The organism is Paraburkholderia sp. PGU19, from assembly GCF_013426915.1.
GTDB lineage: Bacteria > Pseudomonadota > Gammaproteobacteria > Burkholderiales > Burkholderiaceae > Paraburkholderia.
Map to the genome: position 1 here is coordinate 3,406,085 of NZ_AP023179.1, position 24,866 is coordinate 3,430,950.

The window sequence follows — 24,866 nt, forward strand, 5'->3', positions numbered from 1 at the left end:
ACATGAGCGATATTCTCGACCGCATCATCGACGTCAAGCGCGAAGAAGTGCGCGCCGCGCAGCAAAGCGCGCCGCTCGAAGAACTGCGCCTGCAGGCATCGTCGCGCGATCTGCGCGATTTCGTCGGCGCGATTCGCACGAAGCATGAGGCGGGTCTCGCAGCCGTGATCGCCGAGGTCAAGAAGGCGAGCCCGTCGAAAGGCGTACTGCGCGACAACTTCGTACCGGCGGACATCGCGCGTTCGTACGCGAAGCACGGCGCGGCGTGTCTGTCTGTGCTGACCGACGTGCAGTTCTTCCAGGGCAGCGCGAAGTATCTGGAAGAGGCGCGCGCCGCGTGCGATCTGCCCGTTCTGCGCAAGGATTTCATCGTCGATCCGTATCAGATCCTCGAAGCGCGCGCGATGGGCGCCGACGCGATCCTGCTGATCGTCGCGGCGCTCGAACTCTCGCAGATGCAGGACCTCGAAGCGTACGCGCAGTCTCTCGGCCTCGCGGTGCTCGTCGAGGTGCACGACAAGGACGAACTGGTCGACGCACTGACGCTGAAGACGCCGCTGATGGGCGTGAACAACCGCAATCTGCGCACGTTCGAAACATCGATCGATACCACGCTCGGCCTGCTGGACATGATGCCGGACGACCGCATCGTCGTGACCGAGTCGGGCATCATGTCGCGCGGCGACGTCGAGCGAATGCGCGCGATGGACGTGAACTCGTTCCTCGTCGGCGAGGCGTTCATGCGCGCCGAAGAACCGGGCGCGGAGCTTGCGCGGATGTTCTTCTGATTCTCACCACGTTACAGAGCGAGCCGCGCGATGGGCATGGAACACGAGATCAAGCTGTCGCTGCCGACCGGTCAGGTCGGCGCTGCGACGCAATGGCTGATTCAACGCGCCGGTGGCAAGGGCCGCACGATCACGCTCGAAAACAGCTATTACGACACGCCGACGCTGACGCTCGCGCGCGCGAAAAGCGCGGTGCGCGTGCGCCGCACGCCGGACGGCTGGCTGCAGACGTACAAGACGGTCGGCACGTCGAATGGCGGCTTGCACAGCCGGCACGAGTGGGAAATGCCCATCAAGGGCAACGCGCTCGAAATCGACGCGCTGCTCGCAGTCTGTGACGACGAACCGTCGAAGGAAGCGTTGCGCAGCGCGCGTGACGACCTGATTCCGCTGTTCAGCACCAATTTCTCGCGGACCATCTGGCACGTGCGCATCGAAGGCGCCGATGTCGAGGCGGCCATCGACCAGGGCGAGGTTGTCGCGGTCGTGAACGGCGAAACGCGCCGCGCACCGATCTGCGAGATCGAACTGGAACTGAAGCATGGTGACGCGGGCGCGCTGAACGCGTTGTCGGCAGAAATCGCTCAGGCCGTGCACGGCTTGCGTCCCGATGACGTGAGCAAGGCGCAGCGCGGTTATCGTCTGCGCGAAAGCAACTCGCAATAAGCGGCGACGGCAGCAAACACCCGAGCAGGCGCGTGGCACCTTGAGCGCGCCCGCGTTTGCTGCCACACTAGCCCGCCATGAATTCCGCAAAACGCTCCCGCACCCCGCCGACGCAGCCGTCGCTCTTCACCGACGACGACAGCCGCGCCGCCGCGCCCTCTCCCATCACAGACACTCAGACGCTCGAAGCGCAATTCGAAGCCCTGCCGCCCGCCTGGCGCGCGCACCTCAAACCGTTTATCGATAGCGACACGTTCGCGCCGCTGTGCCAGTTCGTCGATGGCGAACGCGCGTCCGGCAAGACCGTCTATCCCGCCGACGTATTCCGCGCGCTGCGACTCACGAGTCCCGACGACGTCAAGGTCGTGATTCTCGGCCAGGACCCGTATCACGGCGAAGACCGTGGCACGCCGCAGGCGCACGGCCTCGCGTTTTCAGTGCCGCCTTCGGTGCGGCCGCCGCCATCGCTGCGCAACATCTTCAAGGAAATCGCCGCGAGCCTGGGGCACGAGGCGCCGCAGCACGGCTGTCTCGATGCGTGGGCGCGACAGGGCGTGCTGTTGCTCAACACGGTGCTGACCGTCGAACGCGATCGTGCCGCGAGCCACGCGAAGCGCGGCTGGGAAAAATGCACCGACACGCTCATCCACGAACTCGCGATGCGTCACGATGGGCTCGTGTTCATGCTATGGGGCGCGCACGCGCAGGCCAAGCGTGCGCTGCTCGGTGGCAAGTCGCATTGCGTGCTGGAAGCGCCGCACCCGTCGCCGCTGTCCGCGCATCGTGGGTTTCTCGGCTGCCGGCATTTTGCGCTCGCCAATGAATTCCTCGAAGCGCACGGCCGTCAGACCATCGACTGGCGTTTGCCGGAAACGGGCGAAGTGTTCGCCTGACACGCACCACATCCACCGAAAACCCAAAAAGAAAACGCCACGGAATTGTGTTCCGTGGCGTTGTGTTTTGCCGTCGCGATAGGGCCGATCACCGTATCGGATGGGCAAGCGGCCAGCCGGATGGCTCACCGCATAACCGTTTCAGACAACTCAGGCAGCAGCAATCGCTTCGCGTGCGCCGGCCAGTGCCGCCGTCGCTGCGTCCGGGCCCATGTTCAGGCCTTCCGCGTAGATGAAGTTCACGTCGGTCATGCCGAGGAAGCCGAGGAACGTCTTCAGGTAAGGCGTCTGCGAATCGCCCGGCGTGCCCACGTACTTGCCGCCGCGTGCCGACACCACGAACACCTTCTTGCCCGTCACGAGACCTTCCGGACCGTTCGCGCCGTACTTGAACGTGATGCCAGCGCGTGCGATGAAGTCGAAGTACGTCTTCAGTTGCGACGAGATACCGAAGTTGTACAGCGGCGCGCCGATCACGACGAGGTCGGCGGCTTGCAGTTCGGCGATCAGCACTTCGCTGCGGGCTGCGATGGCTTGCTGTTCAGCCGTGCGCTGTTCGGCGGGCGTGAAGAACGCGCCAAGGATCGCGTCGTCGAGGTGCGGCAGTGCGTCTTCGTGCAGATTGCGGACGACGACTTGCGCGCCCGGATTCGATTGTTGCAGCTTCGCCGTCAGTTCGTTGGCCAGCAGCGTCGATTGAGCGCCTTGCGAGCGAGCGGACGAGTTGATTTGCAGGATCGTGGTCATCTGTGACTCCAGTGAGGGGCGCGCTGTGTTGCGCGAGTGGAGCCATTGTGTTTTTTTACCCGCCCGGGAAAAAGTAGCGCGGCGGCGACGGATTGTTGCAACGATAGAACAATCCGCCGCCGGGGATCTCGCCGCGCAAATAGTCCGGCGACCGCTTACTTGCCGCCCAGCCAGCGTTTGCGCGCCGTCACGGCCGCCGCGCGTTTGTCGTTCGCGGTGAGTTTGTAGCGTGCGACCTCCGGTCCGTCCAGCTTGACCTGCGCGACGCGCAGTTCGTCGCGGCGGAACGCGTGCACCTCGACCTTCGCGCCGGGCTGGTAGCGCGACAGCAGCGCGTCGAGATTCGAGCCCGTCACGCGCAAGCCGTCGACGGCAATCAGCACGTCGCCCGCCGACAGACCGGCCTTCTGCGCCGCGCTGCCGTCATGAACGGCCGCCAGCGTGCAGTCCGCGCCGCCGCGCACCCGCGCGCCGAGCGACGGCTTGCCCTTCGGATCGACGTCTGCCTCGAGCGTCACGCCAAATTGGGGCAGCAGCGTGTCGAGCGGCAGATCGCGCGTACCGCGCACGCCGTCGGCGAACAGCTCCGACAGGTCCGCGCCCGTGGCCTCGGCGAACAGCGCCTCGACGTCGGCTTCCTCGACACCTTGACTCTTGCCCTCGAAGAAGTCGCGTCCGTAGCGCTGCCACAGCAGGCGCATCACGTCATCGAGCGATTTTCGGTTCTGCGTTTGCGCGCGAATCGTCAGATCGAACGCGAGCGCGACCAGTGAGCCCTTCGTGTAATAGCTGACGATCGCGTTCGCGGCGTTTTCGTCCTGGCGATAGTACTTGACCCATGCGTCGAACGAGCTTTCGGCGACTGTCTGCTTCAGGCGCCCGCTACCGCGCAGCACGCCGCCGATCGTCTTCCCCAGCAGCGTGAAGTAGTCGGTATCCTTGATCAGGCCGCTGCGCACGAGCACCAGGTCGTCGTAGTAAGACGTGAAGCCCTCGAACAGCCACAGCAGCGACGTGTAATTTTCCTGCGTGAGATCGTACGGCGCGAACACGGCGGGCTTGATGCGCTTCACGTTCCACGTGTGGAAGTATTCGTGGCTGCACAGGCCGAGATACGTGCGATAGCCCTCCGTCGTCTCGTCGCGGCCTTCGACGGGCAAATCCGCGCGATTGCAGATCAGCGCCGTCGATGCGCGATGCTCCAGACCGCCGTAGCCATCGGTGACGGCTTGCGTCATGAAGACGTAGCGGTCCATCGGCGCCTTTTTCGAGCGCGGCTCGAAGAGCGCGATCTGTGCTTCGCACACGCGCTTCAGATCCGCCGACAGCCGCGCCATGTCCAACCCGATCACGCGCCCGGCGATCACGATGTCGTGCGGCACGCCGTGCGCCTTGAACGTCGCGAGTTCGAATTCACCGAGTGTGACGGGATGATCGATCAGCTCGTCATAGTTCTGCGCGCTGTACTCGCCGAAACCATAGCGTTTCGTGCCGCGCGCTTCCGTCAGTGCCGTCGCGACGCGCCAGTTGCGGAACTGCGGACCGGCCGGCTTCTGAATATCGACGACGCACGGCGCGTCCTCGAACCCGAGCGGCGACAGAAACACGCTCGTGCCGTTGAAGAAGCCCGTCTTGTCGTCGAGATGCGCGGCGCGCACCGACAGGTCCCATGCATAGACCTCGTAGCGCAGCGTCAGCGCGCCCTTGACGGGCGCCGCCTGCCACGAATGCTTGTCGGTCTTTTCGAGCCGCACCTTGCGGCCCGTGTCGCTGAACGCGCGCAGCGTGACGATATTGCGCGCGAACTCGCGGACCATGTAGCTGCCGGGAATCCACACGGGCAGCATGAAGCGCTGGCCCGACGGATCGGGCTCGGCGACGGTCACGGTCACTTCGAAGAGATGGGCGGCGGGTTGCTTCGGAACGATGGTGTAGCGGATCGGCTTCATCGGCGCTCGTGTGTGGAAACTCATGAAGAAAACGACAGGAGGCGCCGCGCGCCTCCTTTCAAACAGATTCAGACAATGGGTGCAGCTCAGCGCACCGACGACAACGCCTTGTCCAGTTCGTCCGCCGGCACGGCGCCCGGCAGGCGGCGGCCATCCGCGAGGAACACGGTGGGCGTACCGCTGACGTTCATCGATTGTCCGAGTGCGAGGTTCTTGTCGATCGCTGCCGTGTCGCAGGTGCCGGGCGCGGTCGGCGCGCGGTGATCCTGCATCCAGGCTTCCCATGCCTTCGCGCGGTCGGAGGAACACCAGATCGACTTCGACTTCACCGTCGAATCCGGCGACAGGACCGGGTACAGGAACGTGTAAACGGTGATGTTATCCATCGACTTCAGCGTCGTTTCGAGCTGCTTGCAGTACGGGCAGTTCGGATCGGAGAACACGGCGATCTTGCGGCTGCCGTTGCCCTTCACCACTTTCACCGCGTTTGCGAACGGCAGGCTCGCGAAATCGATGCGGTTGGTTTCGGACAGGCGCGCTTCCGTCAGATTCTTGCGCGTCTTCGCATCGATCATGTCGCCGAGAATCAGATGGTCGCCCGTCGCGTCGCTATAGACGATCTGCGAGCCGAGGTTCACCTCGTAGAGCCCGTCGATCGGCGACTTCGACACGCTTTTGATCGTCGCTTCGCTCAGACGCGATTGCAGCGTCGACTTGAGCTTGTCGGTGGTCTGGTCGGCCTGTGCCGAACAGCCGAGGCCGATAGTGGCGACGGCCAGCGCCAGCGCGGCGAGACGGATACGTTTCTTCATGCTGCTGCTCCTGATTCGGTTCGGCGCGCGGCCCGTTTGCCGCTCGTCTGCGCCTGTGTTCAAGTTCCGCGCGGGTTTCCGGGTGTGCCGGATTGTTCCCTTTTGCATCGATGCGTGTGGGGTGCATCAGACAGTGCTGCGCAGATGGTATGCCTTGCGTTCAATCCTGTCAGATCGCGCGCGCCGCCGTGCCGTTCCATCTGCGGCGCGGCTGGCGCATGGTTCAGCCCAGCGCCGCCGAAACCAGCCAGCGCTTGACCAGCGGCTGCGCGCCGACGAATGCCATGCCCGTGTTACGAACCGCGCGCGCAATATTGCCCGGCAGCCCGAACAGCTTCTGCAGGCCGTCGGTAGCGATGGTCAACGCGCGAATGTCTTCGCTGCGCGAACGCTCGTAGCGGCGCAACAGCACCGTGTCGCCGATATCGCGGAACGCCTCTTTTTTCACGATCACGTCCACCAGCGACGCCACGTCGCGCAAGCCCAGATTCATGCCCTGCCCCGCGAGCGGATGGATCAGGTGCGCGGCATCGCCGACCAGCGCGACGCGCGGCGCGACCAGCCGGTCGACGGTTTGCAGCGCAAGCGGAAAGCCTTGAGCGCGCGTCACGCATTCGAGTGTGCCGAGCGCGCCCATCGTCGCCCGTTCGACTTCCGCCGCGAGTTGCGCCGGATCGAGTTTGACGAGCGTGTTCGCATGATCGGTCATCGCCGACCAGACTAGCGACACGTGCCCATCCGGCAGCGGCAGCAGCGCGATGATCTCGCCGTCGCGGAACCACTGATACGCCGTCTCGCCGTGCGGCCGCCCGGCCTTGAAGTTCGCGACGACGCCCGTCTGCCGGTAGTCGCGCCGGTTCACCTTCGAGCCGATCTGCGCGCGCACCCACGAATGGGCGCCGTCCGCGCCGACCACGAGATCCGCTTCGAGCACCTCGCCGTTGGCTAGACCGATCGTCGCGCCGCCCGTCTTGACGTCGAGCCCCTGCGCACGCGTGTCAAGCCACGTGAGGTTGGGCTGGAAGCGCAGCGCGGCGTCGAGCGCCTGTTCGATCAGCGATGATTCGGCGATCCACGCGAGTTGTGGCACGGACGCCTGGAACGCCGAGAAATGCAGTTCAGCATGTGCGTCACCGTAGACGCGCATGTCGTAGACGGGCGCAAGCCGCGAAGTGTCGAGCGCCTGCCAGACGCGCAGGCGTTCGAGCAGCGCCTGCGAACTCGCGGACAGCGCGTAGACGCGCGAGTCGAATACGGCGTCGGCGGGCAGCGGCTGACAATGCTGCGCGAGCAATGCGACGCGCAGGCCGCTTTGCGTGAGCGCAAGCGCCGCCGTCTTGCCGACAAGCCCGCCGCCGATCACGGCGACGTCGAAGGACTGATGGTGAGCATTCATCCGGGCATTATAGCCGTGAGGGGTGCCGGGGACGGACCGGCGGGACAAGCTTTGCGCGCGGTTTCGCGCGTTGTTTGAGCGGGGATTGATGCAGGTCGGGCACAAGTCTCGTCGATTGTGGACTGCATATGCACGCGCTCGCGTAGCGAACGGCGCGTGCCACCGCTTCTCCGCTGCCGCGAGCGCGCCGCCGGACAGGGTTACAATTGCGGTTTTCGGTTATCCGGCACCTTCGGCGCGCGTTTGCAGCGCGGCGGGTGTCATACGACAGTCCGCCTGTGCCGCATGTTTTCGGCGCGTGCTTCTGGCACGTGCCTGGCGCCAGCGGACTTGCGGGCCGCGGACAGTATCGCGCCGCGCCACGCGTAGCCCGCGCTCCGTTCGCCGAAGCCTGTCACCACCTGATTTTGTAGAGAACCTTCATGAGCCTCAAATGCGGCATCGTCGGCCTGCCTAACGTCGGCAAGTCCACCCTGTTCAATGCGCTGACCAAGGCGGGCATCGCCGCCGAAAATTACCCGTTCTGCACGATCGAGCCGAACGTCGGCGTAGTCGAAGTGCCGGATGCGCGTCTGACGGCGCTCGCCGGCATCGTCAAGCCTGAGCGCATCGTTCCCGCCGTCGTCGAGTTCGTCGACATCGCGGGTCTGGTGGCGGGTGCGAGCAAGGGCGAAGGCCTCGGCAACCAGTTCCTCGCGAACATCCGTGAAACGGATGCGATCACGCACGTCGTGCGCTGCTTCGAGGACGAGAACGTGATTCACGTCGCGGGCAAGGTCGATCCCGTGTCGGATATCGAAGTGATCAACACGGAACTCGCGCTTGCTGACCTGGCGACGGTTGAAAAGGCGCTCACACGCTATGCGAAAGCCGCGAAATCCGGCAACGACAAGGAAGCGGTGAAGCTCGCTGCCGTGCTGGAAAAGGTTCGCGTGCAGCTGGATCAGGCGAAGCCGGTTCGCGGGCTCGACCTGACGGAAGAAGAGCGCCTGCTGATGAAGCCGTTCTGCCTGATTACGGCCAAGCCGGCCATGTACGTCGCGAACGTGAAGGAAGACGGCTTCGAGAACAATCCGCACCTGGACGCGGTGCGCAAGTACGCCGAAACGGAAAACGCGCCCGTGGTCGCCGTGTGCGCAGCGATCGAAGCGGAAATCGCCGATCTCGCCGATGAAGACAAGGAAGTGTTCCTCGCCGACATGGGCATGCACGAGCCGGGTCTGAACCGTGTGATTCGCGCGGGTTTCAAGCTTCTCGGCCTGCAGACGTATTTCACTGCGGGCGTGAAGGAAGTGCGCGCGTGGACGATTCATGTCGGCGATACCGCGCCGCAGGCAGCGGGCGCGATTCACACGGACTTCGAACGCGGGTTTATTCGCGCGCAGACGATCGGCTTTGATGATTACATCGCGTACAAGGGTGAACAAGGCGCGAAGGAAGCGGGCAAGATGCGTGCGGAAGGGAAGGAGTACATCGTGCATGACGGCGACGTGATGAACTTTTTGTTCAACGTCTGACGAGCAATTGTCAAATGCCTCCCCGCCGCTTCGCGCCGGGTGCGCAAAATACCCAAAGCCGCGTATCGACGCGGCTTTTTTTTTCACCCTCGTTGCACGCGCACCTATCTATGCTCCGGGTAATCGCCCTTTCTACAATTATTTTTCCGATGTTAAATTGCCCGTTCGACACCGAGCCTTACATATAGAAAATTCACCGACGCTTTCCTGTCATCGACCACAACTAGAATCGCGCGACCGCATTCCGCGCTTCCGCAAAAAATGGAGACTCTCGATGCATTGCAAGCCGCTCTTCCGTTCGCTATCCGTCGCGGCCGTTCTGGCCTTCGGCGTCCATCAAGGCGCTTACGCCGCCACTGAAATCCAGTTCTGGCATGCGATGGAAGCCGCCCTCGGCGAACGCCTGAATACGATCGCCAACGACTTCAATGCATCGCAGAGCGACTACAAGATCGTCCCCGTCTTCAAGGGCACCTACGACCAGACGCTTGCAGCCGGCATCGCCGCGTACCGCAGCGGCAACGCGCCCGCGATCCTGCAGGTCTACGAAGTTGGCACGGCGACGATGATGCAGGCGAAGAAAGCCGTCATTCCCGTCTCCGACGTGTTCAAACAGGCGGACATGACGCTCGATGAAAAAGCCTTCGTGCCGACCATCGCCAGCTATTACAGCGACTCGAAGACGGGTCATCTGATCTCGATGCCGTTCAACAGCTCGACGCCCGTCCTCTACTACAACAAGGAAGCCTTCAAGAAAGCCGGCCTCGATCCGAACTCGCCGCCCAAAACGTGGGCTGAACTGGAGCAGGACGCGCTGAAGCTGAAAGCAGCGGGCATGTCGTGCGGCTATTCGTCGGGCTGGCAGAGCTGGATTCAGCTCGAGAACTACAGCGCCTGGCACGGCGCGCCGTTCGCGACGGAGAACAACGGCTTCGACGGCGCCGACGCCAAGCTCGAATTCGACAAGCCGCTGCAGATCGCGCACATCACGTTCCTGCAGAAGATGCAGAAGGAAGGCGCATTCACCTATGTCGGCCGCAAGGACGAACCGGTGTCGAAGTTCTATAGCGGCGATTGCGGGATCATCACTAACTCGTCCGGCTCGCTCGCAACAATCCGCAAGTACGCGAAGTTCGACTTCGGCACAGGCATGATGCCGTACGACGCGAGTGTGAAGGGCGCGCCGCAGAACGCGATCATCGGCGGCGCGAGCCTGTGGGTGCTGTCGGGCAAGGACCCCGCCGTCTATAAGGGCGTCGCGAAGTTCCTCGCCTATCTCAGCTCGCCGCCCGTCGCCGCGAAATGGCATCAGGACACGGGTTATCTGCCCGTCACCACGGCCGCTTATCAGTTGACCCAACAACAGGGCTTCTACGAGAAGAATCCCGGCAGCGACACGGCTATCAAGCAGATGCTGAACAAGCCGCCTCTGCCGTACACGAAGGGCCTGCGTCTGGGCAACATGCCGCAGATCCGCACCATCATCGACGAAGAACTCGAACAGGTCTGGTCCGACAAGAAGACGCCGAAGGATGCGCTCGATTCGTCGGTGTCGCGCGGCGACGAACTGCTGCGCCGCTTCGAGAAAGCGGGTAGCTGATCCACCGTAGGGGCGCGCATTCGCCGCTGTCGGGCAAGGCGCGTCCCATCCGTTCACTGTTGCTAAGGACGTCGATGGACAAGCGTTCCCGCTTCGGCACCAGCCTCCTGCCGTATCTGCTCGTCGCGCCGCAACTCGCGATCACCCTGCTGTTCTTTCTGCTGCCCGCGGGCGAAGCTCTCTGGCAATCGACGCAGACACAGGACGCGTTCGGCACGTCGAGCGAATTTGTCGGCTTGAACAACTTCAAGCAGCTATTCGGCGATCCGCTATACCTCGCATCGTTCGAAACGACGCTGATTTTCTGCGCGCTCGTCACCGTGTCGGGTCTCGCGATCTCGCTGCTGTTCGCCGCCTGCGCCGACCGCGTGACACGCGGCGCGAGAGCCTATCAGACGCTGTTGATCTGGCCGTACGCGGTCGCGCCCGCGATCGCCGCCGTGCTGTGGTCATTCCTGTTCAACCCGAGCATCGGCCTCGTGACCTTCGCACTCGGCAAGGCGGGCATCGTCTGGAATCACGCGCTCAACCCGGGACAGGCGATGTTCCTCGTCGTGCTCGCCTCCGTGTGGAAACAGGTCAGCTACAACTTCCTGTTCTTCTACGCCGGACTGCAGGCCATTCCGCGCTCGCTGATCGAAGCGGCCGCGATCGACGGCGCGGGTCCTGTGCGGCGGTTCTTCGGCGTCGCGCTGCCGCTGCTTTCGCCAACGACGTTTTTCCTGCTCGTCGTCAATCTCGTCTACGCGTTCTTCGACACCTTCCCGATCATCGACGCCGCGACGGGCGGCGGTCCGGCGCAATCGACGCGCACGCTGATCTACAAGATCTTCGCCGAAGGCTTCCAGGGTCTCGACATTGGCAGTTCGGGCGCGCAGTCGGTGGTGCTGATGCTGATCGTGGTCGGGCTGACCGTCGTGCAGTTCCGTTTCATCGAGCGGAGGGTTCAATACTCATGATCGAGAATCGCCGCGGCTTCGATATCTTCTGCCACGTCGTGTTGCTGATCGGCGTGGTGCTGGTCGTGTTTCCCGTCTACGTCGCGTTCTGCGCGGCGACGATGAGCGAGCATGAAGTGTTCAACGTGCCGCTGTCGCTTGTGCCAAGTACGCATCTGTTCGAGAACATCGCGAACATCTGGACGCACGGCACGGGCAACGCGGCCAGCCCGTTCGGCACGATGCTGATCAACAGCCTCGTGATGGCGCTCGTGATCGCGATCGGCAAGATCGCCGTGTCGATCATTTCGGCGTTCGCGATCGTGTTCTTCCGCTTTCCGGGCCGCAACGTCGCGTTCTGGCTGATCTTCATCACGCTGATGCTGCCCGTCGAAGTGCGCATCTTTCCGACCGTGCAGGTCGTCTCGTCGATGCATCTGAGCAACACCTACGCCGGGCTCACGCTGCCGCTGATCGCATCCGCGACCGCGACATTCCTGTTTCGCCAGTTCTTCCTCACGCTGCCCGACGAGCTGATGGAAGCGGCGCGCATCGACGGCGCGGGGCCGCTGCGCTTCTTCTGGGACGTCGTGCTGCCGCTGTCGAAGACGAACCTCGCGGCGCTCTTCGTGATCACGTTCATTTACGGCTGGAATCAATACTTGTGGCCGATCCTGATCACCAACGAGCAATCGCTGACGACGGCCGTGGTCGGTATCAAGAGCATGATCGCTTCCGGCGACACCGCGACCGAGTGGCATCTCGTGATGGCCGCGACGCTGCTCGCGATGCTGCCGCCGCTCGTCGTCGTTCTGGCGATGCAGCGCTGGTTCGTGCGCGGTCTCGTGGATGCGGAAAAATAAGGATAAACAGTCATGTCTGCACTGACGCTCAAGGGCGTGAAGAAATCGTACGACGGCAAGCAGAACGTTCTGCACGGAATCAACGCGGACGTCGAGGATGGCGAGTTCGTCGTGATGGTCGGGCCGTCGGGTTGCGGCAAGTCGACGTTGCTACGGATGGTCGCGGGGCTGGAGGCGATCTCCGAGGGTGAGATTTCCATCGACGGCAAGGTCGTCAACAACCTGGAGCCGAAGGATCGGAACATCGCGATGGTGTTCCAGAACTACGCGCTATATCCGCATATGACGGTTGCGGAGAACATGGGTTACGCGCTGAAGATCGCGGGGCTGACGAAATCGAAGATCGAGTCGCGGGTTCTGACGGCCGCGAAGATTCTCGAACTGGAACCGCTGCTGTCGAGAAAGCCGCGCGAGCTGTCGGGCGGCCAGCGACAGCGCGTCGCGATGGGCCGCGCGATCGTGCGCGAGCCGGCTGTGTTTCTGTTCGACGAGCCGCTGTCGAATCTGGATGCCCGTTTGCGCGTGCAGATGCGGCTCGAAATCCAGCGTCTGCATGGGCGGCTCAAGACGACGAGCCTTTACGTGACGCACGACCAGATCGAAGCGATGACGCTCGCGCAGCGTGTGATCGTGATGAACCGTGGGCATGCGGAACAGATCGGCGCTCCCACCGAGGTGTATGAGCGGCCTGCGACGACGTTTGTTGCTGGGTTTATCGGCTCGCCGGGGATGAATTTGCTGAACGGCTGGATCACCGAGGATGGCGCTTTTTTTGAAGTCGCTGGGGAGGGACCGAAGTTGCCTTTGGCGGGGGTGCCGTGCGTTGGTCGCGAAGTCGCAGCGGGCCGCGCGTGTGTGCTTGGAATTCGGCCGGAGCATATGACGCCCTCGGAGGCCGTTGTGCCTTCGGCCACGCTTGCCGTTGATTCTTGCGAATTGCTCGGCGCCGATAATCTCGCGCATGGGCGCTGGGGCAAGCACGATGTGACTGTGCGTTTGCCGCATGGGCATCGGCCGCAAGCCGGCGAACGGCTTCAGGTCGCGTTGCCCGCGCAGCATGTTCATTTCTTCGATGAGGAAAGCGGGCGGCGCCTCAATTGAGCTGTGCGGTTTTGCTTTCGGTTTTGCTTTTGCTTTCGCCTTTGTTTTTGCTTTCGTTTTTGCTGGCATCAGCGATGCGTTAGCTCGCTTCATGCGTCGCCCCACGCAGTGGCAAACCCCGGCCCCAAACAAAAAGCGTCGCAGACACACGAAGTACAATACTGTTTCCGCCCGCGGCGCGCGCCAACCCAAGATCCGCTGCGCCCGGCAAATACCAGCAACACCCAAACCCAAACCCAAACCCATTCACCCAACGCCGCCCGCCGTCGCGCGGACCGCGAACCCAACTCAAGCGTAAGCAAATGGCCCAATACGTCTTCACCATGAACCGGGTCGGCAAGATCGTGCCGCCCAAGCGTCAAATCCTGAAAGACATCTCGCTGTCATTCTTCCCCGGCGCCAAGATCGGCCTGCTCGGCCTGAACGGCTCGGGCAAGTCCACGCTGATCAGGATCATGGCCGGCGTCGACAAGGACATCGAAGGCGAAGCCACGCCGATGCCGAACCTGAACATCGGCTATCTGCCGCAGGAGCCGCAGCTCGATCCGCAACAGACCGTGCGCGAAGCCGTCGAAGACGGTCTCGGCGACGTGTTCCACGCGCAAAAGAAGCTCGATGAAATCTACGCCGCCTACGCCGAGCCGGACGCCGACTTCGACGCGCTCGCCGCCGAGCAGGCGAAGTACGAAGCCATCCTCGCGACATCGGACGGCGGCAGCCCCGAGCAACAGCTCGAAGTCGCCGCCGACGCGCTGCGCCTGCCGGCGTGGGACGCGAAGATCGAGAACCTGTCGGGCGGCGAAAAGCGCCGCGTCGCGCTGTGCAAGCTGCTGCTCCAGAAGCCCGACATGCTGCTGCTCGACGAACCGACCAACCACCTCGACGCCGAATCCGTCGAATGGCTCGAACAGTTCCTCACGCGCTTTCCCGGCACCGTCGTCGCCGTCACCCACGATCGCTACTTCCTCGACAACGCCGCCGAGTGGATTCTCGAACTCGACCGCGGCCACGGCATTCCGTGGAAGGGCAACTACAGCAGCTGGCTCGACCAGAAGGAAGAGCGCCTGAAACAGGAAGAAGCGAGCGAATCCGCGCGTCAAAAGGCGATCAAGAAAGAACTGGAATGGGTGCGCCAGAACCCGAAGGGCCGTCAGGCGAAGTCGAAGGCGCGTATCGCCCGCTTCGAGGAACTGAACAGCCAGGAATACCAGAAGCGCAATGAAACGCAGGAAATCTTCATCCCCGTCGGCGACCGCCTCGGCAATGAAGTGATCGAGTTCAAGAACGTCAGCAAGTCGTATGGCGATCGCCTGCTCATCGACGACCTCAGCCTGAAGATTCCGGCGGGCGCGATCGTCGGCATCATCGGCCCGAACGGCGCCGGCAAGTCGACCCTCTTCCGCATGCTGACGGGCAAGGAGCAGCCGGATTCGGGCGAAATCGTGCAAGGCCCGACCGTCAAGCTCGCGTACGTCGATCAGAGCCGCGACGCGCTCGACGGCTCGAAGACGGTGTTCGAAGCCATCTCCGGCGGCGCAGACGTGCTCACCGTGGGCAAGTACGAAACGCCGTCGCGCGCGTATATCGGCCGCTTCAACTTCAAGGGCGGCGACCAGCAGAAGATCGTCGGCAATCTGTCGGGCGGCGAGCGCGGCCGTCTGCATCTGGCCAAGACGCTGATCGCGGGCGGCAACGTGCTGCTGCTGGACGAACCGTCGAACGACCTCGACGTCGAAACGCTGCGCGCGCTCGAAGACGCGCTGCTCGAATTCGCCGGCTCGGTCATGGTGATCTCGCACGATCGCTGGTTCCTCGACCGTATCGCCACGCACATTCTGGCGTTCGAAGGCGATTCGCAAGTCACCTTCTTCAACGGTAACTACCAGGAGTACGAAGCGGACAAGCGCGCGCGTCTCGGCGAAGAAGCGGCGCGTCCGAAGCGTCTGCGCTACAAGCCGATCACCCGTTAAGCCTCCGCTATTGCGCTGTATCGCCGTCCGCAGCCGGGCCGTTTTGCACGGTTCGATGCGGACGGCATGAGAGTTGCTCCCATCACTCGCAAGTCGCATTCGATCCAGGCAGTTTCAGACGCAGGCACCCGCTGCCTGCGCCGCGTGCCGAAGCGCGGCAAGATCCACCCTATCTACCCCGAACCACGGCCGGCGCACGGACGAGGAGGTGGCATGGCGATGTCGATGGGCAAGCGCGTGACGTTGGCCGTCGCTGGCGCGATCGTGGTGCTCGTCGTGATTGCGCTCGGCGGCTTGTATTTCGTGCAACACGAAGTGAAAGAGCGCGTCGCCGAAGCGCTCGCGCCGCTCGGTACGGCGGAAAGTATCGACGTCGGTTTTTCGGCGATCACGCTGCGCCATGTCCGGCTGACGGCGCCCAGCGACTGGCCGACACCCGACGCCTTCACCGCCGACGAAATCACGATGACACCCGACATCCGCGATCTGCTCGCGCATCGCGTGCATCTGCAAAGCATCGTGGTGCGCGGCTTCAGTCTCGTGCTCGTGCGCACCGCGAGCGGCAAGCTGGAAATCTTGCCGAAGCTGCGTCAAACGGTGAGCCGTCCCGGCCAGCCGGCAAGCGAAGCGAGCGGCGCGGCGTCGAACCGGCCGCCGCTACCCGCCGAGAAACTCATCGACCACATCGCGTTCGCGGACGGCCAGTTCGTCTTCTACGACGAGATGATCCGCAAGCCGCCTTACAAGGTGACAGTCAGTGACGCGAGCGCGAGCGTCGACCACATCCATCTGCCCGATCTCACCGAACCGACCAGTCTGTCCGTCAAAGGCTCGATCAAAGGGCCGGCGCACACGGGCACGGTGACGTTCGACGGCTGGATGAAGATTGCCACCAAGGATTCGCAGACGACTACGACGCTGCGCGGCGTCGATGTCTTGACGCTCGATCCCTATCTGTTGAAAAAGGCCGGCGCGAAAACGCAGGTGACGGGCGGCACGCTCGACCTCAACCTGCAGGCGACGGTGACGAGCTATCACATTCATGCGCCGGGCACGGTCACGCTGCATCATCTGCAACTGGCCGCGACGGACGACCCGCTCGACACGTTCATGCAGATCCCGACGCGCGCCGCCGTCGCCGCGCTCAAACAACACGGCGACGACATCACGCTGCACTTCGTCATAGACGGCAATCTGCGCGACCCGAAGTTCAAGCTCAATGAAAGCGTGATGACGGAGCTGCGCGCGAACTTCGCGAAGGCGCTCGGCGTCAGCGCCGAGGGCGTCGCGAAGGGCGCGGGCGAGACGGTGAAAGGGCTTGGGAACGCGCTGAAGAATTTGCTGGGACAGTGAGGCCCGCTTCAACGCGGTCTTACACGGGAAGACCCAGTTCCCTGAGTTTCGCTTCCGTTTGCGCGGCGTTCGTGTGATGCACGCCGTGCCAGCCCAGTTCCGTCGCGGCGGCTGCGTTCTTGAGGTTGTCGTCGATGAAAACCAGTTCGTGCGCCTCGATTTCCGGCAGATGCGCGCGGATACGGCTTAGCATCTCCGCGAAAATCGCCGGGTCGGGCTTGACCATCTTCACGCGCCCCGACACGACGATATCCTTGAACCGCCGCAGCACGGGGTAGTGCTCCCACGCGTAGGGGAAGGTCTCGTCCGACCAGTTCGTCAGGCCGAAGAGCGGCACATTCGCGGCTTCGAGCTTCTCCACCGTCGCGACGCCGTCGTCGAGTTGGCCCGCCACCATTTGATGCCAGCGCTCGTAAAACGCGCGAATCAGCGCTTCGTGCCCGGGAAACTTCGCGACCAGTTCGGCCGTGCCTTCCGCGATCGGCTGGCCGCCGTCCTGACGGATGACCCAGTCCATCGTGCAGACATTCGACAGGAACCATGCGCGCTCGGCATCGTCGGGAATCAGTTCGCGATACAGATACTGCGGGCTCCAGTCGATCAACACGCCGCCGAAATCGAATACGACTGCCTTGATGGTCATGCGAACTCCGTTTGCAGAATGTCAGCGAGAGGACGCACCTTGACGCGCTTGCCCGTCATCGACGAGTTTGTCCAGACGAAGTTCTGGTGCTCGACGATCTTGTCGGCGGCGAGGTGCGGCTTGTCTTGCGTGGTGTGCAGATCGGCGGCGATCGTGGTGCGCAGGCCGAGCAGTTCGGCGCGGCGCGCCGTTGCGTTGACGCAGAACTCGGACGCATAACCACAGATCACCACGCTATCGATGTCTTGTTGACGGAGCTGATCGGCAAGCGGCGTCTCATGGAACGAATCGCCGACTGTCTTGTAGATCGACGCGTCCGTTTGCTCGCGCACGAGCGTGGCGGGCAACTGCCACGCGTCGCTGCCGCGCGCGAGCGGTCCGTTTGCGTCGCTCTCGTGCTGCACGAAGAAGACGGGCGCATTCGCCTTGCGCGCCACGGCCGCGAGCCGGTTGATGCCGTCGATTACTGCTTCGCCGCGATACGCGGGCGAAGGCCCGCTGAAGAACATCTGCTGTACGTCGATGACGATGACGGCAACACCGGACATGGGAGCCTCGCTATTCGTTGGTGATGGATTGAGCGAAACGGCGACGTTAAAAGGCCGAGTCACCGTTTAGAAGCGACTCGTCAACATAGCTGCGAATGGGATTGTGTGTGAAAACCCGCTGCACGATCGACTCGCGTTGCTTTCGATCGATCGCGCAGCGGAACGCGGCGCAGCGCGTCAGACCGGCTGCGTGCGCGTCTCGAGCCACGCTTTCGCGTCGCCCGACACATGCGGCGACACGCGGGCGCGCACCATCTCGTGATACGCGTTGAGCCACGCGCGCTCGTCATCGTTCAACAGGTTCAACGCGACGCAGCGCGTGTCGATCGGGCACAGCGTCAGCGTTTCGAATTCGAGGAAATCGCCGAACTCGGTCTTCCCTGCCGCGCGGTTCAGCACCAGATTTTCGATGCGGATGCCCCATTTGCCCGGACGGTAAATACCCGGCTCGATCGACGTGATCATCCCCTCTTCCATCGCCGTCCACGCCTCGGCGGGCGCGTAGTGCGAAATCACCTGCGGGCCTTCGTGGACGTTCAGGAAGTAGCCGACGCCGTGGCCCGTGCCATGTCCGTAGTCCGCACCCGCTTCCCAGATCGGCGCGCGCGCGATCGAGTCGAGCATCGGCGAACGGATGCCGCGCGGAAACTTCGCCCGCGACAGCGCCATCATGCCCTTCAGCACGGTCGTGAAGTCGCGCCGATGTTCGTCGTTGATCGTACCGATGGGCACGACGCGCGTGATGTCCGTCGTGCCGCTCAGATACTGGCCGCCCGAGTCGATCAGCAGCAGGCCGTTGCCTTCGATCGTCGAATGCGACGCGGGTGTCGCGCGGTAATGCGGCATCGCGCCGTTCGCGTTGAAGCCGGCGATGGTCGCGAAGCTCAGCGTGACGAAGCCCGGTCGGCGCGCGCGCGCCGCCGTGAGCTTTTCGTCGATGGTCAGTTCGGTAATCGTTTCGCGGCCCAACGCGCCTTCGAACCATGCGAAAAATTCGGCCAGTGCTGCGCCGTCCTGCTCCATCGTCGCGCGCACGTGTTCGGCTTCGGCTTCCGTCTTGCGCGACTTGAAGAAAGTGGATGGATTCACAGCCTCGACGATCGCCACCGAAGCAGGCACCGATTGCAGCAGGCCATACGTAATGCGGCGCGGGTCGATTAGCAGCGTCTGGCCGTTCGGCAGCGCGGCGAGCGCGTCAGCCGCTTTCGCGTAGGCCTCGACGCGAATGCCGTCGCGCGCGAGCGACTCGGTCAGTTCCGCCGGCACCTTGCCGTCGACCACGAACAGCGACGCGCGCTCCAACCCGATCAACGCGTGCGCTACGAACACCGGGTTGTAGTTCACGTCCGCGCCGCGCAGGTTCAACAGCCAGGCGAGGTCGTCGAGCGTGGAGATGAAGTGCCACTGCGCGCCTTTTTCCTGCATCGCGCGGCGGATCTGGTCCAGCTTCTGCGCGCGCGAGACGCTAGCGTGCGGCGCGACGTGTTCGTAGACGGCGCCCGTCGGCAGCGACGGACGCTGCGGCCAGACGGTGTCGAGCAGATCGAGGTCAGTGCGCAGCTCGACGCCGCGAGCCGTCAACGCGTCGGTCAGCGCGCGCGCCGCCGCCACGCCGAGCACCGCGCCGTCGACGCCGACCGTCGCGCCCGCTGGCACGTTCTGCGCCAGCCAGTCGATGTGCGGCGCGCTTTGCTGCCCGCCGAACATCTTCATCAGCTGGATGCCCGTGCCCGCCAGTTGCGCGTCGGCCTGCACCCAATAGCGGCTGTCGACCCACAGCCCGGCGAAATCCGCCGTCACGACCAGCGTGCCGACCGAGCCGGTGAAGCCCGACAGCCATTCGCGGCCTTGCCAGCGGCCAGGCAGATATTCGGAAAGATGCGGGTCCGCCGATGGCACGAGGCAGGCGGCGAGCCCAGCCTGCTTCATGGCGCCGCGCAGTTGCGCAATGCGCTCGGGGATCGAGGTGGTTTCGGGGAGTCGTACGTTCATCGGTTTCACCTGCAAGAATTCATCGACGGGAGAACAAGCCGACCGTCACGGCAACGGCAACAAGCGCGATAGCGGTGCAGACGGGCCACTCGAGCGTGTCGCCGTCGTGGAAGAGTTGAGTGACATTGCCGACCATGTGCGCGATGACGGCACCCGCCACGCCGATCAGCATCGCCATCCACAGCACCACGTGGCTCGCGCGCCGCAGCGGGTGCAGCCACCAACTGGCCGCGCCGACGACGGCGCCAAGAATGATCAGTCCGGGCCAGCCCATTAGCGTCCACCGCCGATCAAATTAAGACTGTTCTGATAGGCGGCTGTTTTATCGATGGCTAGCATTTTTTCTCTTTCACTAGAAGGTCCACGCGGCTTTCTGCGTAGCGGTTGAGTTTAGGGGCCGGGATTAGGTTAAGCAAGCTGAAAGCCTCCCGTGCCAGATCGCTGCGCCCACCCCACCGTCCATGCGAATTGCCCTTATTGAACCTGACCTCCGGCATGCGGAAATCGTCGGCCGGCTACTGCTTGCCGGAGGGCATGCCTGTCATCACTTCCCCTCCAGCGCGCCTTTTTTGACAGGCGCCGCAAGCGAGTTCTTCGATCTCCTCGTCACCGACGCGTATTGCGGCGACGCCGCTGCCGAAGACGTGATCATGCGGGTGCGCCAGGTTCTGCCGGGCTTGCCCGTCATCGCCATGATGACGATGCCCCGCGAAAGCGAACTGGTCGCCATGTTGCAGTCGGGCGCCGACGACTGCCTGTCGAAGCCCGTGCGCGGCCCCGAAATGCTGGCCCGCATCGAAGCGCTGATGCGCCGCGCCGGCATTCGCCGCCCGCGCAACCGGGTGCGCGAAATGTTCGGCGAATATGCGTTCGACGCCGGCCACTCGATCGTCAGCTTTCGGGGACAGAGCGTCACCCTGACGCCAAAAGAACTGCAGTTCGCGCTGCTGCTGTTTACCAACATGTCGCGGCCGGTGTCGCGCGCACACATCCTGGAGACGGTCTGGTCGCGCCGCCGCGACGTAAAGTCGCGCACGCTCGACACGCACGCGTCGCGCATCCGCACCAAGCTCGAACTGCGGCCCGAATTCGGCTACACCCTTACGCCGCTGTACGGCTACGGCTACCGTCTGGACCAGATTCCCGTCGAAAACACGGATATCGCGGATAAACCCACGCCGACTGAAAGAATCGCGGAAACGCTATAATATTGGGCCTAACCATAGCCCCAATACCGCGCCCAAAAAGCCGTAGAGTCCCCGTGCAACTGCTAACGATCGGAATCAACCACCACACCGCGCCCGTCGCCTTGCGCGAACGCGTGGCGTTTCCGGTCGAACAGATCAAGCCGGCGCTCTCGACGTTCAAGGACATCTTCCTCGGCCGCACGGCCCGCACGGCGCCAGAAGCGGCCATTCTGTCCACCTGCAACCGCACCGAACTCTACTGCGCCACCGACGACCAGGCCGCCCGCGAAGCCGCCATCCACTGGCTGTCGAAGTACCACAACATCACCATCGACGAACTCGCGCCGCACGTGTACGCGCTGCCGCAGTCGGAAGCCGTGCGCCACGCGTTTCGCGTCGCGTCGGGGCTGGATTCGATGGTGCTGGGCGAGACGCAGATCGTGGGCCAGATGAAGGATGCAGTGCGCACGGCGTCGGAAGCTGGCGCGCTCGGGACGTATCTGAACCAGTTGTTCCAGCGTACCTTCGCCGTCGCGAAAGAGGTGCGCACCACGACTGAAATCGGGGCGCAATCGGTTTCGATGGCCGCCGCGGCGGTGCGCCTCGCACAGCGGATTTTCGACAAGGTGTCGAATCAGCGCGTGCTGTTCATCGGCGCGGGCGAGATGATCGAGCTTTGCGCGACGCACTTTGCCGCGCAACAGCCGCGCGAGCTGGTCGTCGCGAATCGCACGGCCGAACGCGGCCAGCGTCTCGCCGACCGCTTCAATGGCCGCTCGATTCCGCTGTCGGAATTGCCCACGCGCATGCACGAGTTCGACATCATCGTGTCGTGCACGGCATCGACGCTGCCCATCATCGGTCTTGGCGCCGTCGAGCGCGCGGTGAAGGCCCGCCGTCACCGCCCCATTTTCATGGTCGATCTCGCCGTGCCGCGCGACATCGAACCGGAAGTCGGCAAGCTCGAAGACGTATTCCTGTACACCGTCGATGACCTCGGCGCGATCGTCCGCGAAGGCAATGCCTCGCGCCAGGCTGCCGTCGCGCAGGCGGAGACGATCATCGAAACGCGCGTGCAGAATTTCATGCAGTGGCTCGACGCGCGCAGCATCGTGCCCGTCATCCGTCACATGCACACGCAGGCCGACGCGCTGCGTCGCGCCGAAGTCGAAAAAGCGCAAAAGCTACTCGCGCGCGGCGACGATCCCGCTGCCGTGCTCGAAGCGCTGTCGCAGGCGCTCACCAACAAGCTGATCCACGGTCCGACGCACGCGCTCAACCGCGCCAGCAGCGAAGAACGCGATTCGCTCATCGAACTGATGAGCGGTTTCTACAAGCACGCTCACTCTTCCGAGCGTTAGCGGCGCTACACGCCGCGGCATCGCGCGGGTTGCCGACCAGGCCCGCGTGGTGCTTCATCCCATTGTCCGGGGCTTTCGTCCCGGGTTATCTTCCCGGTTTCCCGAATCCAGCTGTTCTTTCCGGAGCCCGCTCCGACCGCCCCAATGAAAACGAGCATGCAAGCCAAGCTCGACCAGCTCACCACCCGGCTGGCCGAACTGAACGACCTGTTGAGCCGCGAAGACATCACGGCGAACATCGACCAGTACCGCAAGCTCACGCGCGAACACGCGGAACTGCAGCCCGTCGTCGAGCACTACGCTCTCTGGCGCCAGTCGATGAACGACGCGGCCACCGCGCAGGAACTGCTGTCGGACGCATCGATGAAGGACTTCGCGGAAGATGAAATCCGCTCGGCGCGCGAGCAAATGGAAAAGCTCGAAGGCGAGTTGCAGAAAATGCTGCTGCCAAAAGACCCGAACGACGAGCGCAACATCTTCCTCGAAATCCGCGCGGGCACGGGCGGCGACGAATCGGCGCTGTTCGCGGGCGACCTGCTGCGCATGTATCTGCGCTACGCGGAACGCAACCGCTGGCAGGTCGAGATGATGTCGGCGAGCGAATCGGATCTGGGCGGCTACAAGGAAGTGATCGTGCGGATTGCGGGCGACGCCGCGTATTCGAAGCTTAAGTTCGAATCGGGCGGCCACCGCGTACAGCGCGTGCCCGCAACCGAAACGCAGGGCCGTATCCATACGTCGGCGTGCACGGTGGCGGTGATGCCGGAAGCGGACGAAATCGGCGAAGTCGAAATCAATCCCGCCGATCTGCGCATCGACACGTTCCGCGCGTCCGGCGCGGGCGGCCAGCACATCAACAAGACCGACTCAGCCGTACGCGTCACTCACTTGCCGACGGGCATCGTCGTCGAATGTCAGGACGACCGTTCGCAGCACAAGAACAAGGATCGCGCGCTGAAAGTGCTCGCCGCGCGTATCAAGGACAAGCAGTACCACGAGCAGCATGCGAAGGAAGCCGCCACCCGCAAGAGCCTGATCGGCTCGGGCGACCGCTCGGAGCGCATTCGCACGTACAACTTCCCGCAAGGCCGTCTCACCGATCACCGGATCAACTTGACGCTGTATCGCCTCGAAGCGCTGATGGAAGGCGATCTCGACGAGCTGATCGCGGCGCTCGTGTCCGAACATCAGGCGGAACTGCTCGCGTCGCTCGGCGACGCGGACTGAGCCACGCGCATGAGTACCGTCGATACCGTCGCCACGTTGCTGCGCGCGTCGCCGCTGCCCGCGCTGGAAGCGCGCATTCTGCTCGGACACGCGCTGGAGTGGCGCCGCACGGAGCTGATCACGCGCGCCGACGACGCGCTCGATGCCGCCAAGGTGGCGACCTTTCGCGATCTGGAAGCACGGCGCGTGGCGGGCGAGCCGATCGCGCAACTGATCGGCTCACGGGAGTTCTTCGGTCTCGATTTCCACGTCACGCGCGACGTATTGATTCCGCGCCCCGAAACCGAACTGCTCGTCGAAACGGCTGTGCAGGCGCTTGAAGGCCGCGCCCCGCGCTCGCGCGTGCTCGACCTCGGCACGGGCACGGGGGCGATTGCCGTGTCAATCGCGTGGTCGCGGCCGGACGCGCGGGTTTGGGCCGTCGATCGCTCAACTGAAGCGCTGGAAGTCGCCCGGCGCAACGCAGTGAGGCTTCTCGAACCGAAACGTCCCGGCGGCGACCTGCAATTCGCGCAAAGCGACTGGTACGCCGCGCTCGACGACTCGCTCACGTTCGACGTAATTGTCAGCAACCCGCCGTATATCGCGAGTGGCGACCCGCACCTGTCGCAAGGCGATCTGCGTTTCGAGCCGCGCGGCGCGCTCACCGACGGGGCCGACGGCCTCTCGGCGATCCGCGCGATCGTCGCCGGCGCGCCGGCCCGGCTCGTGCCGAACGGCGTGCTGTGGATGGAGCACGGCTACGATCAGGCCGAAGCCGTTCGCGCGATCCTCACGGCGCAAGGTTTTGCCGACGTGCGCTCGGAATGCGATCTAGCGGATATCGAACGCATCAGCGGCGGTCGCTGGCCGGCCTGACACGCCGCGGCGCGGCGTTCTGCAACAGCGGCTATTCGCGCCGATCCAGCCGCCGGTCGCTATCAGAGAAATCCGCTATCATTTCACTCTATCTCTTATACACACCGGAACCGCAAGGTCAGTCATGGACACGCAACAACGCATCAAGCAAATCGTCGACGAAAACCCCGTCGTGCTCTTCATGAAAGGCAACGCGCAATTCCCGATGTGCGGCTTCTCGGGCCGCGCGGTGCAGATTCTGAAGGCATGCGGCGTCGATCAGTTCAAGACGGTCAACGTCCTCGAAGACGACGCCGTACGCCAGGGCATCAAGGAATTCTCGAACTGGCCGACCATCCCGCAGCTGTACGTCAACGGTGAATTCGTCGGCGGCTCGGACATCATGATGGAGATGTATCAGTCGGGCGAACTGCAGCAACTCTTCGCTGCCGCCTGAGCCACGCAACTGAGCCACGAG

Annotated in this window: 24 protein-coding genes; 16 read left to right on the top strand and 8 right to left on the bottom strand. The window is 63.6% G+C overall.

Going from position 1 to position 24,866, the window contains the following annotated elements; all coding sequences use genetic code 11:
- Positions 1-2 precede the first annotated feature (2 nt).
- The 3 genes from trpC (at position 3) to H1204_RS15475 (ending at position 2,347) form a co-directional block, all read left to right on the top strand.
- Positions 3-788, top strand: coding sequence for an indole-3-glycerol phosphate synthase TrpC (gene trpC / locus H1204_RS15465; RefSeq protein WP_180728994.1), 786 nt, complete (start codon positions 3-5; stop codon positions 786-788).
- A 30-nt stretch (positions 789-818) separates the two neighbouring features.
- Entirely contained in the window at positions 819-1,454 is a 636-nt protein-coding gene (locus H1204_RS15470) for a CYTH domain-containing protein (RefSeq protein ID WP_180728995.1), read from the top strand.
- 77 nt (positions 1,455-1,531) lie between these two features.
- The gene (locus H1204_RS15475; RefSeq protein WP_180728996.1) at positions 1,532-2,347 is read left to right on the top strand and encodes a uracil-DNA glycosylase; all 816 of its coding nucleotides are present in this window, start codon (positions 1,532-1,534) and stop codon (positions 2,345-2,347) included.
- 150 nt (positions 2,348-2,497) lie between these two features.
- On the opposite strand, the gene H1204_RS15480 is transcribed toward H1204_RS15475, so the two are convergent.
- The 4 genes from H1204_RS15480 to H1204_RS15495 all read right to left on the bottom strand — a co-directional run bounded on the left by H1204_RS15480 (position 2,498) and on the right by H1204_RS15495 (position 7,251).
- A complete protein-coding gene (locus H1204_RS15480; RefSeq protein ID WP_180728997.1) occupies positions 2,498-3,094 on the bottom strand; it encodes an NAD(P)H-dependent oxidoreductase in 597 nt (198 codons plus the stop codon).
- A 155-nt stretch (positions 3,095-3,249) separates the two neighbouring features.
- Positions 3,250-5,043, bottom strand: a complete 1,794-nt coding sequence (locus H1204_RS15485) for a PDZ domain-containing protein (RefSeq protein WP_180728998.1) — start codon at positions 5,041-5,043, stop codon at positions 3,250-3,252.
- Positions 5,044-5,129: 86 nt separating this feature from the next.
- Positions 5,130-5,855 (bottom strand): DsbC family protein, encoded by a 726-nt coding sequence (locus tag H1204_RS15490; protein ID WP_180728999.1) that lies wholly within the window; start codon positions 5,853-5,855, stop codon positions 5,130-5,132.
- A gap of 223 nt (positions 5,856-6,078) precedes the next feature.
- Complete coding sequence (locus H1204_RS15495) at positions 6,079-7,251, bottom strand: UbiH/UbiF family hydroxylase (RefSeq protein ID WP_180729000.1); 1,173 nt, start codon at positions 7,249-7,251, stop codon at positions 6,079-6,081.
- 422 nt (positions 7,252-7,673) lie between these two features.
- On the opposite strand from H1204_RS15495, the gene ychF reads away from it, so the two are divergent.
- From ychF to H1204_RS15535, 8 genes are all read left to right on the top strand, one after another.
- Positions 7,674-8,768, top strand: a complete 1,095-nt coding sequence (ychF, locus tag H1204_RS15500) for a redox-regulated ATPase YchF (protein ID WP_180729001.1) — start codon at positions 7,674-7,676, stop codon at positions 8,766-8,768.
- Between the two features lie 274 nt (positions 8,769-9,042).
- On the top strand, positions 9,043-10,368 hold the full coding sequence (gene ugpB / locus H1204_RS15505) for a sn-glycerol-3-phosphate ABC transporter substrate-binding protein UgpB (protein WP_180729002.1): 1,326 nt from the start codon (positions 9,043-9,045) through the stop codon (positions 10,366-10,368).
- Between the two features lie 74 nt (positions 10,369-10,442).
- Positions 10,443-11,327 carry a sn-glycerol-3-phosphate ABC transporter permease UgpA gene (gene ugpA / locus H1204_RS15510; RefSeq protein ID WP_180729003.1) on the top strand — a complete coding sequence of 295 codons (885 nt, stop codon included), beginning with the start codon at positions 10,443-10,445 and terminating at the stop codon, positions 11,325-11,327.
- A complete protein-coding gene (ugpE, locus tag H1204_RS15515) occupies positions 11,324-12,169 on the top strand; it encodes a sn-glycerol-3-phosphate ABC transporter permease UgpE (protein ID WP_180729004.1) in 846 nt (281 codons plus the stop codon). The genes ugpA and ugpE overlap by 4 nt, the downstream gene beginning before the upstream one ends.
- 12 nt (positions 12,170-12,181) lie before the next feature.
- Positions 12,182-13,270 carry a sn-glycerol-3-phosphate import ATP-binding protein UgpC gene (locus H1204_RS15520; protein ID WP_180729005.1) on the top strand — a complete coding sequence of 363 codons (1,089 nt, stop codon included), beginning with the start codon at positions 12,182-12,184 and terminating at the stop codon, positions 13,268-13,270.
- Positions 13,227-13,568 (top strand): hypothetical protein, encoded by a 342-nt coding sequence (locus H1204_RS15525; RefSeq protein ID WP_180729006.1) that lies wholly within the window; start codon positions 13,227-13,229, stop codon positions 13,566-13,568. The genes H1204_RS15520 and H1204_RS15525 overlap by 44 nt, the downstream gene beginning before the upstream one ends.
- A 4-nt stretch (positions 13,569-13,572) precedes the next feature.
- Entirely contained in the window at positions 13,573-15,240 is a 1,668-nt protein-coding gene (gene ettA, locus H1204_RS15530; protein WP_180729007.1) for an energy-dependent translational throttle protein EttA, read from the top strand.
- A gap of 213 nt (positions 15,241-15,453) precedes the next feature.
- Positions 15,454-16,593 (top strand): DUF748 domain-containing protein, encoded by a 1,140-nt coding sequence (locus H1204_RS15535; RefSeq protein ID WP_180730975.1) that lies wholly within the window; start codon positions 15,454-15,456, stop codon positions 16,591-16,593.
- 19 nt (positions 16,594-16,612) lie between these two features.
- Here H1204_RS15535 and H1204_RS15540 read toward each other — a convergent pair whose 3' ends face one another.
- The 4 genes from H1204_RS15540 to H1204_RS15555 all read right to left on the bottom strand — a co-directional run bounded on the left by H1204_RS15540 (position 16,613) and on the right by H1204_RS15555 (position 20,050).
- Complete coding sequence (locus tag H1204_RS15540; RefSeq protein WP_180729008.1) at positions 16,613-17,236, bottom strand: HAD family phosphatase; 624 nt, start codon at positions 17,234-17,236, stop codon at positions 16,613-16,615.
- Positions 17,233-17,784, bottom strand: a complete 552-nt coding sequence (locus H1204_RS15545; protein ID WP_180729009.1) for a cysteine hydrolase family protein — start codon at positions 17,782-17,784, stop codon at positions 17,233-17,235. The genes H1204_RS15540 and H1204_RS15545 overlap by 4 nt, the downstream gene beginning before the upstream one ends.
- A 177-nt stretch (positions 17,785-17,961) precedes the next feature.
- Positions 17,962-19,776: an aminopeptidase P family protein gene (locus tag H1204_RS15550; RefSeq protein ID WP_180729010.1), complete on the bottom strand. Its 1,815-nt coding sequence runs from the start codon at positions 19,774-19,776 to the stop codon at positions 17,962-17,964.
- A gap of 19 nt (positions 19,777-19,795) precedes the next feature.
- On the bottom strand, positions 19,796-20,050 hold the full coding sequence (locus tag H1204_RS15555) for a hypothetical protein (RefSeq protein WP_180729011.1): 255 nt from the start codon (positions 20,048-20,050) through the stop codon (positions 19,796-19,798).
- 187 nt (positions 20,051-20,237) lie between these two features.
- Between H1204_RS15555 and H1204_RS15560 the strand changes: the two genes are divergently transcribed.
- The 5 genes from H1204_RS15560 (at position 20,238) to grxD (ending at position 24,845) form a co-directional block, all read left to right on the top strand.
- Positions 20,238-20,984, top strand: coding sequence for a response regulator transcription factor (locus H1204_RS15560; RefSeq protein WP_180729012.1), 747 nt, complete (start codon positions 20,238-20,240; stop codon positions 20,982-20,984).
- Positions 20,985-21,037: 53 nt separating this feature from the next.
- The gene (gene hemA, locus H1204_RS15565; protein ID WP_180729013.1) at positions 21,038-22,324 is read left to right on the top strand and encodes a glutamyl-tRNA reductase; all 1,287 of its coding nucleotides are present in this window, start codon (positions 21,038-21,040) and stop codon (positions 22,322-22,324) included.
- Positions 22,325-22,468: 144 nt separating this feature from the next.
- Complete coding sequence (gene prfA, locus H1204_RS15570; RefSeq protein ID WP_180729014.1) at positions 22,469-23,551, top strand: peptide chain release factor 1; 1,083 nt, start codon at positions 22,469-22,471, stop codon at positions 23,549-23,551.
- Positions 23,552-23,560: 9 nt separating this feature from the next.
- Positions 23,561-24,409, top strand: coding sequence for a peptide chain release factor N(5)-glutamine methyltransferase (gene prmC, locus H1204_RS15575; RefSeq protein ID WP_180729015.1), 849 nt, complete (start codon positions 23,561-23,563; stop codon positions 24,407-24,409).
- Between the two features lie 124 nt (positions 24,410-24,533).
- The gene (grxD, locus tag H1204_RS15580; RefSeq protein WP_054918684.1) at positions 24,534-24,845 is read left to right on the top strand and encodes a Grx4 family monothiol glutaredoxin; all 312 of its coding nucleotides are present in this window, start codon (positions 24,534-24,536) and stop codon (positions 24,843-24,845) included.
- The last annotated feature ends 21 nt before the right edge of the window (positions 24,846-24,866 follow it).

Bases quoted from the DNA above. Each gene is read 5' to 3' on its own strand.
- trpC (WP_180728994.1), top strand. From the start codon at position 3: ATGAGCGATATTCTCGACCGCATCATCGACGTCAAGCGCGAAGAAGTG.
- H1204_RS15470 (WP_180728995.1), top strand. From the start codon at position 819: ATGGGCATGGAACACGAGATCAAGCTGTCGCTGCCGACCGGTCAGGTC.
- H1204_RS15475 (WP_180728996.1), top strand. From the start codon at position 1,532: ATGAATTCCGCAAAACGCTCCCGCACCCCGCCGACGCAGCCGTCGCTC.
- H1204_RS15480 (WP_180728997.1), bottom strand. From the start codon at position 3,094: ATGACCACGATCCTGCAAATCAACTCGTCCGCTCGCTCGCAAGGCGCT.
- H1204_RS15485 (WP_180728998.1), bottom strand. From the start codon at position 5,043: ATGAAGCCGATCCGCTACACCATCGTTCCGAAGCAACCCGCCGCCCAT.
- H1204_RS15490 (WP_180728999.1), bottom strand. From the start codon at position 5,855: ATGAAGAAACGTATCCGTCTCGCCGCGCTGGCGCTGGCCGTCGCCACT.
- H1204_RS15495 (WP_180729000.1), bottom strand. From the start codon at position 7,251: ATGAATGCTCACCATCAGTCCTTCGACGTCGCCGTGATCGGCGGCGGG.
- ychF (WP_180729001.1), top strand. From the start codon at position 7,674: ATGAGCCTCAAATGCGGCATCGTCGGCCTGCCTAACGTCGGCAAGTCC.
- ugpB (WP_180729002.1), top strand. From the start codon at position 9,043: ATGCATTGCAAGCCGCTCTTCCGTTCGCTATCCGTCGCGGCCGTTCTG.
- ugpA (WP_180729003.1), top strand. From the start codon at position 10,443: ATGGACAAGCGTTCCCGCTTCGGCACCAGCCTCCTGCCGTATCTGCTC.
- ugpE (WP_180729004.1), top strand. From the start codon at position 11,324: ATGATCGAGAATCGCCGCGGCTTCGATATCTTCTGCCACGTCGTGTTG.
- H1204_RS15520 (WP_180729005.1), top strand. From the start codon at position 12,182: ATGTCTGCACTGACGCTCAAGGGCGTGAAGAAATCGTACGACGGCAAG.
- H1204_RS15525 (WP_180729006.1), top strand. From the start codon at position 13,227: ATGTTCATTTCTTCGATGAGGAAAGCGGGCGGCGCCTCAATTGAGCTG.
- ettA (WP_180729007.1), top strand. From the start codon at position 13,573: ATGGCCCAATACGTCTTCACCATGAACCGGGTCGGCAAGATCGTGCCG.
- H1204_RS15535 (WP_180730975.1), top strand. From the start codon at position 15,454: ATGGCGATGTCGATGGGCAAGCGCGTGACGTTGGCCGTCGCTGGCGCG.
- H1204_RS15540 (WP_180729008.1), bottom strand. From the start codon at position 17,236: ATGACCATCAAGGCAGTCGTATTCGATTTCGGCGGCGTGTTGATCGAC.
- H1204_RS15545 (WP_180729009.1), bottom strand. From the start codon at position 17,784: ATGTCCGGTGTTGCCGTCATCGTCATCGACGTACAGCAGATGTTCTTC.
- H1204_RS15550 (WP_180729010.1), bottom strand. From the start codon at position 19,776: ATGAACGTACGACTCCCCGAAACCACCTCGATCCCCGAGCGCATTGCG.
- H1204_RS15555 (WP_180729011.1), bottom strand. From the start codon at position 20,050: ATGGGCTGGCCCGGACTGATCATTCTTGGCGCCGTCGTCGGCGCGGCC.
- H1204_RS15560 (WP_180729012.1), top strand. From the start codon at position 20,238: ATGCGAATTGCCCTTATTGAACCTGACCTCCGGCATGCGGAAATCGTC.
- prfA (WP_180729014.1), top strand. From the start codon at position 22,469: ATGAAAACGAGCATGCAAGCCAAGCTCGACCAGCTCACCACCCGGCTG.
- prmC (WP_180729015.1), top strand. From the start codon at position 23,561: ATGAGTACCGTCGATACCGTCGCCACGTTGCTGCGCGCGTCGCCGCTG.
- grxD (WP_054918684.1), top strand. From the start codon at position 24,534: ATGGACACGCAACAACGCATCAAGCAAATCGTCGACGAAAACCCCGTC.